We start from the raw sequence: 7,248 nt of genomic DNA, 5'->3' as shown, positions 1-7,248 counted from the left end.
AGAACTGCCTTGGCAAACCCATGTGAAAATGTAAAAAAATTTCTCCCAATATTTGTTCATGACAAACATTTGATGTGCTGCATACCTGTGCAGGAAAAAGCTTTGGCAAAATAGAGAGAAATACCAGTGTAATAGAAAGATAATTATTAGAATCACTTTTGATAAAATTTGATATACCCTACAAAATTAAATCCTTTCTTTGTTAAATAAGCAATCCGTACCTTATTTTTTATAAAAGGTGATTTTATTCATATTATCTGCTTGGAATATACCTTTTTTTTTGCCCAACGGGCTTTCTTTTTAATTACCGAAAAGATTGTTATACATTTAAGGACTCAATGAATAAACCCAGCCAAAATACCAAATATTATTCCCATAAATTGGATTTGCAGTCTAAGCGAAATGACTTGCCGATAATTGATGATGCCAGGCTTTGGCAAGAATTTAAGGAGGGAAGCGAAGGGGCATTTATCAAGATTTACAATGATAATTTTGAAATCTTGTTAAACTATGGCTTTCAATTCTCAAAAAATCAAGAGCTTATTGAGGATTGTATTCAAGATGTATTTATATATCTAAGGCAAAAAAGAAAATCTTTGGGCCCCACAGATTGCATACGCTTCTATCTAATGAAATGTATGAAGCGAAAACTTATTGTAGATGTTAAAACTTCAAAAAAACCTTTTTTAATGGCCCACCATGATGGATTTCAGATCACATTTTCCCACGAGGATATCCTCATCGATCAACAGATTCAGCAAGAAAATTCTGAAAAATTAAATAAAGCCCTGAGCCTTCTTCCGGGTAAACAAAGAGAAGCTATTTATTATTTCTATTTTCAAAATTTAAACTATTCCCAGATTAGTGATTTGTTGGGTTTTGATCATGTGAAGTCAGCCCGAAATCTGGTGTACAAGGGCCTTTCAGCCTTGAAATCTGCTATGAAGTAATTCTCATGGCTCAAATTCTTGAGCTCTGATAATGTCCATTTTTAACTTTCAAAAAAAATATTTTAATTTTTTGTCAAAAAGCTGATGTCATTTTGACCTTTTTTTCCTTATGGTGATGAAGGATAAAAAAAAATGGACAAAAAGGATGACATAACGCTACTTTTGCTTACTAACCCCGAATTTGTAAAGTGGATTAAGGAGCCCAATGAAGAGTTGGATATCTATTGGAACAATTGGATGCAGGCACATCCCGGGAAAGTGGTGGAAGTGAAAAAGGCCAGGGAAATAGTGCTTGGTCTTAATACACAGCCCCATAGTGTTTCTAAGGAAGGTAAATCTAGGGTGCTACAAAATATTTTAGCACATGAACAAGCCAATGAAATTGATATTCAAGTTAATCAAAACCCCCATTCGTGGCTGTCCATAAAGCAATGGTATAAAGTTGCCGTAATTTTAATTTTGACAAGCTTTACCGGCTATCTACTTAGTCAATTGGAGCCAAAAGAGCGACAAGAAGTGGAAGCATCGGTAAAAAAGCCTGTAATGCTTACCAAAACCACTCATTTTGGAGAGAAGCTTAATTTTAAACTTCCAGATGGATCTGGTGTCTGGCTGAATTCAGGTAGTCAATTGATTTTTCCTGTAACATTTGATTCCCTAGAAAGGAAAGTTTTTTTATCAGGTGAGGGGTATTTTGAGGTGAAAAAAGATTCTTCAAGTGTTTTTAAGGTGGTATCAGGGAATATTGAAACTATAGCTTTGGGGACCTCATTTAATATTAATTTTTTTGACCCCAATGAAGTTTTTGTTTCCCTGCTTACAGGAAAGGTCGAAATTCAGTCTGAATCTGCTAACAATAGTTATTTACTGGATCCCGGAGAACAGCTGCAATATAGACAGGCCGAAAATCATTTTAACATTTCTGAGTTTTCTGACACCGCTGCAATAGGTTGGAAAGAAGGTTTACTTGTTTTCGAAAATGCAGCATTTGATAAGGTGGTTGCCGTACTCGAAAGATGGTATGGAGTGGAAATTCAGGTCACCGGAAAACCCCAAAAGCCATGGGCTTTGAGTGGAAAGTATTTCAATCAAACCCTTGATTTGGTGTTAAACAGAATGTCTTTCATAGAGAATTTCAAATATGAAATAAATGGAAAAAAAATTCACTTAAAATTTTAACAATATGATGCATGATAAATAAGATTAAAAACTGAGGTATAAAACCCCTCCATTGGATAGTTTCTTTTAATTGTCTAAAGTCAATAACTGAAAAAATAAACCTAAAAACTATGAAATTTAAACTGCATAAGACAATCTACTTATTGTCCCGTTACTTCTTGTATGGATTCACTCTTCAGCTACTTCTCTTTAATTTTGTTTTGGCCCTTAGCGTAAAGGATCAATACCAATCAATAGATGAAGTAAAAGTGAGTATAAATGAAAGAGAAATGACCTTAGGTCGTTTTCTGCAAAAGGTTGAAAAGCAAACTCCTTTCACTTTTTCATTCGATAAAAAGGATGTAAATGAAAATATCTCTCTAGTGCTTTCCAAAGGCAATGCTAGCGTAGAATCAATACTAAAAGAAGTTGCCTCTCAGACTACTTTAGGCTTTCGCCAAGTTAATGATCAAATTGATATAAGGCTTGTAAAAACTGAACCTGCACCTGTAGCTGCTGAAGTAGATAGAACGATAAAAGGTGTAATTAAAGATGAAGAAGGACAGCCTTTACCAGGAGCTACAATTTCTGTTCAAGGCACCACCACAGGAACTGTCTCTGATTTAGATGGTAGCTATTCCTTAACAGTCCCTGATGGCGCTGTTTTGGTATTTTCTTATATAGGATATGAGGCCCAGACGATTTCGATTGGCAATCAATCGGTAATAGATGTGACCATGGAAATGGATTCATCTTCTTTGGAAGAGGTGATCGTGGTAGGCTATGGAACCCAAAAGAGGAGTGACCTTACGGGAGCAGTGTCTTCCGTAAAAGCTGAAGAATTAACCGCCTATCCGGCTATTGATGCTGTGCAAGCGCTCCAAGGTAGGGCAGCCGGCGTTCAGATTCAATCCAATAATGGTGCTCCAGGAGCAAGCATGAAAGTAAGGGTTAGAGGTGGAACTTCTATCAACGCGAGTAGTGATCCAATCTTCGTTGTGGATGGATTTATCGGAGCAGCCATGCCACCACCTGAAGATATAGCCTCTATGGAGGTCTTGAAAGATGCATCTGCTACTGCAATATATGGATCAAGGGGAGCTAATGGTGTAATCATGGTAACCACAAAAAGAGGAAAGTCAGGAGCAGCAAAGATTGATTTCAATACCTCTTACAGTATGCAAAATGAAATTAATCGACTTGATTTATTGAACGCTTCTCAATTCAATGACTATATATCTGATGCACGACCTAATATTCAGCCTGCCGGTGGAGATACCGATTGGCAAGATCAGATTTTCAGAACCGGTGGTATCCAAAATTACCAACTATCTATATCCGGAGGAACAGACAATGTAAACTATTATGTTTCAGGGTCTTATTTTGATCAAAAAGGAGTGATCATTAATTCTGACTTTAATAGGTTCAGCATTACCAGTAATTTAGATATTCAAGCTACTGAAAGACTCAAAATTGGATTAAATCTATTCGCAAGGAGAAGTAGCAGCGATGGTGTTAGGACCCAAGAAAATTCAGGAGGATTAACTCCAGGAGTGGTTGCTTCTGCTTTTAAATTCGAGCCTGATCAACCAATTTATAATGAAGATGGGTCTTTTACTGTTGCCAGACTTAACGATCCGCATGACAACCCTTATGCAGTGGCCACTCAATTGCAAAATGAAAATGTTAATGACCGGTTTCAAGGAAATTTCTTTGCTGAATACGACATAATCGAAGGACTGAAATTTAAAACTACTTTCGGCGCTACTGCAAATTCCTCCAGAACTGGTACCTATGCACCTACCACCGTTACGGAAGGAAGAAATGTTGGTGGAGATGCATCTATTAATGCGTTCAGAAACACCTTGGTATTGAATGAGAATTACCTTACCTATTCAAAGACTTTTGCAAATGACCATACCTTTTCAGCGATGGGGGGATACTCTTTCCAGTCTTCAGAAAGCGAAAGCTATGGGGCAAGAGGTACTTCATTTATTACAGATGCCTTTTCATTCTGGAACCTAGGATCTTCGGCTGTTTGGCAGGCACCTAACTCCTCCTTGACAGATTGGCAAATTTCTTCATATTATGGGCGATTAAATTATTCATTAGCAGACAAGTTCTTGTTTACTTTTAATGCAAGATATGATGGCTCATCCACATTTTCTAAAAATAATAAATGGGCATTTTTCCCATCAGGAGCAATTGCCTGGAATATGAAAAATGAAGAATTTCTTCAAACATCTGATTTAATAAGTTTTTGGAAATGGAGAGGTAGTTATGGGATTACAGGAAACCAGGCCATCTCACCTTACCAAACCTTAGCTAGATTCTCACCGGTATTTTCAATTATCGACGGGGTACCTGTAAATGCTGTTAGACCTACCACCGTGGCCAACGATAATTTAACTTGGGAAACTACCGCACAACTAAATATAGGTACAGACATTGGTTTTTGGGACGATAGGGTTACATTATCGGCTGAGTACTACCGAATGGTAACCTCTGATTTGCTGTTTGCCGTCCAATTGCCTCAATATTCAGGCTATACCACCCAATTAAGAAATATTGGCCAAGTTGAGAATAAAGGTGTAGAACTTACCATAGGATCTAGAAATTTAGTAGGCGCTTTTCAGTGGGATATGGATATAAACTTTTCTAGAAACCGTAACACTGTGCTTTCTTTACCCGAAGGAACTGATATTCAGTATGGATCAGGCCCAGGGCATATGGTAGGCTTAGGTACCACTCAATTATTAAAAAAAGGCAATTCTGTAGGTAGCTTTTATGGTTGGGTCTATGATGGAGTATACCAAGAAGGTGATGAATTTCTTCCCGGAGGTGGATTTGAGCAAGAAGCCGGAGGAGAGAAATTCAGGGATTTAAATGACGATGGGGTACTTAACAGTGATGACAGACAAATAATTGGTAATCCTCACCCTGACTTCTTTTGGGGATGGAACCATGATTTCAGATACAAAAACTTTGATCTGAATGTGTTCTTCCAAGGATCGGTAGGGAATGATATTCTTAGCTATACCTTGATGGAACTCAACTTAATGTCCGGAATCAACAATGCTACGACAGAAGCATTGGACAGATGGACGCCTACAAATACTCAGACAGATGTGCCTAGGGCATTTAACGGCAGGACCAGAAGGGTGTCGACGAGGTGGATTTTTGATGGAACTTACACAAGGTTAAAAAACCTTTCTTTGGGGTATAATTTCCCTTCAACTGTTGTAGACCGTTTGGGCCTTTCCAAACTTAGACTTTATGTTAGTGCACAGAACATATTAACATTTACTTCTTATGAAGGGTATGATCCAGAGGTTAATTACCGTTCTAATGGAGCCACGGATGGCAACCGAAATCTGGGGCTTGATTATGGTAGTTATCCAAATGCAAAGAGTTATACTATAGGTCTGAATGTAGGATTTTAAGCAACCAAAAAAGAAATAACCATGAAAACGAATATATATAAATCTTTGGTATTGGCCGCTACCTGCTTGTTTGCAGGCTGCGCAGACTTGGAAGAAAAGCCTGTAGGCTTATTGGCACCTGAGAGTTTATTTAACTCTGAAAAAGATGTGGAAACAGCAATTTTTGGAGCCTATGGGTGGATTGCAAGTGAAAGACTGTATGGAAGACAGTTTGTTACTTCCATCATGTTAAGAGGGGATATGGTGGATATTGGAGATAGAGGAACCCCGGCTGAAAGGCAACAAGTCAATGACTTTAATATGGATGACAACAATGGTATGGTTAGGGCTTATTGGCCATATTGGTACCAGGTTGTCAGTGCAGCCAATGCTGCCATTGCAGGAGCAGAAAGCCTCGAATTGGATGAAAATGTAAGTAATCAATTAATTGCAGAAGCTAGGTTTGTTAGAGCTTTCAGTTATTACCATTTGGTTCGGGTGTTTGGAGATATTCCTTATATTGATTTTTTTATTACAGACCCTGAGGCAGTAAAAGATATTTCCAAAACCTCTGCAACAGATGTATACCAAGGTATCTTGGCAGATTTTGCATTCGCCAAAGAACATCTGCCGGATAATCAACCCAATAATGTGAGGTCTAGACCTACCAAAGGTACAGCTGCTGCTTACTTGGCCTCAGTCAATCTTACCTTAGGGGATTACCAAAAAGCCTATGACGAGGCCAAATGGGTAATTGATAACAAAGACAGGTTTGGTTATGAGTTGGAGGCAGATTATCAAAACTTGTACCGAGCTGAAATGGCAGATAACATTAAAGAACCGATTTTCTCGGTTGATTTTCTAGGTCAACAAAATGGTGGTGGTGGAGCCAATGATGATATCATGCCGCCAATGACGGGAATTAGAGGTGCAGATAATTTGGGATGGAGTGTTTGTGTGCCTTCCATGGCTGTTTACAATACTTGGGATGATAGAGACTACAGAAAGTCTGTAAGTTTTGAGGATGAAGCCCTAGTAGGTGGAGTGATGGTTCCATTTACTGAATTTCAAAATACCCAAAGACCTCATATTGCTAAATACAGAAGGTTTCCGGGTAACAGTAATTCGGATGGTAGATATTCAGACAATAATTACTCAGCCATGCGTTATGCAGAAGTTTTGTTGATCGCTGCTGAAGCTGCTACTGAAGTTAATAATGGACCTACTGCAGAAGCCGTATCTCTAGTAAATGAGATAAGAGAGCGGGCGAGAAATGCAGCAGGACAAATGAATAGTTTTCCGGAAGATGTACAGTCTGGAATGGATAAAGATGCATTCATTGATTTAGTCCTTGAAGAAAGAAGAATTGAACTTTCTTTCGAGTATAAAAGATGGTATGATATTAAGAGAAGGCAATTGGGTGATGAAGTATTTAAAGGTGCAAATAGCCTAGAACCTCACGATAACTTTGATGCTTCAAAGGATTATTTGATGCCGCTACCAAGGATTGAGCTGGATGTAAATCCGAACCTGGCCCCTCAAAACCCAGGTTACTAATTGTTATTTCATAAAAAAGGTGGTAGGATTTCCTACCACCTTTTTTAACTTTTATTGCCTTTCAATTTTTTTGTCTGCTCCTGAATCAAAAATTGATCTACTTTTCGTAATAGTATACCAATTTAGCCGGTTATTATACATGTTAATAAACCGGAAATTCT

4 protein-coding genes and 1 pseudogene are annotated in these 7,248 nt (G+C 38.1%); 4 read left to right on the top strand and 1 reads right to left on the bottom strand.

Going from position 1 to position 7,248, the window contains the following annotated elements; genetic code table 11:
• A pseudogene (locus AAC037_RS15725) lies at positions 1–156 on the bottom strand (acyl-CoA desaturase); the annotation flags it as partial.
• Positions 157–338: 182 nt separating this feature from the next.
• Here AAC037_RS15725 and AAC037_RS15720 point away from each other — a divergent pair.
• The 4 genes from AAC037_RS15720 to AAC037_RS15705 all read left to right on the top strand — a co-directional run bounded on the left by AAC037_RS15720 (position 339) and on the right by AAC037_RS15705 (position 7,087).
• Positions 339–950 (top strand): sigma-70 family RNA polymerase sigma factor, encoded by a 612-nt coding sequence (locus tag AAC037_RS15720; protein ID WP_339903871.1) that lies wholly within the window; start codon positions 339–341, stop codon positions 948–950.
• Positions 951–1,082: 132 nt separating this feature from the next.
• On the top strand, positions 1,083–2,129 hold the full coding sequence (locus tag AAC037_RS15715) for a FecR domain-containing protein (protein ID WP_339903870.1): 1,047 nt from the start codon (positions 1,083–1,085) through the stop codon (positions 2,127–2,129).
• Between the two features lie 110 nt (positions 2,130–2,239).
• A complete protein-coding gene (locus AAC037_RS15710) occupies positions 2,240–5,551 on the top strand; it encodes a TonB-dependent receptor (protein WP_339903869.1) in 3,312 nt (1,103 codons plus the stop codon).
• Between the two features lie 21 nt (positions 5,552–5,572).
• Positions 5,573–7,087, top strand: a complete 1,515-nt coding sequence (locus AAC037_RS15705; RefSeq protein ID WP_339903868.1) for a RagB/SusD family nutrient uptake outer membrane protein — start codon at positions 5,573–5,575, stop codon at positions 7,085–7,087.
• The last annotated feature ends 161 nt before the right edge of the window (positions 7,088–7,248 follow it).

Source organism: uncultured Cyclobacterium sp. (assembly GCF_963976465.1).
Taxonomy (GTDB): Bacteria; Bacteroidota; Bacteroidia; order Cytophagales; family Cyclobacteriaceae; genus Cyclobacterium.
This window is presented reverse-complemented; position numbering and strand designations above follow the sequence as displayed.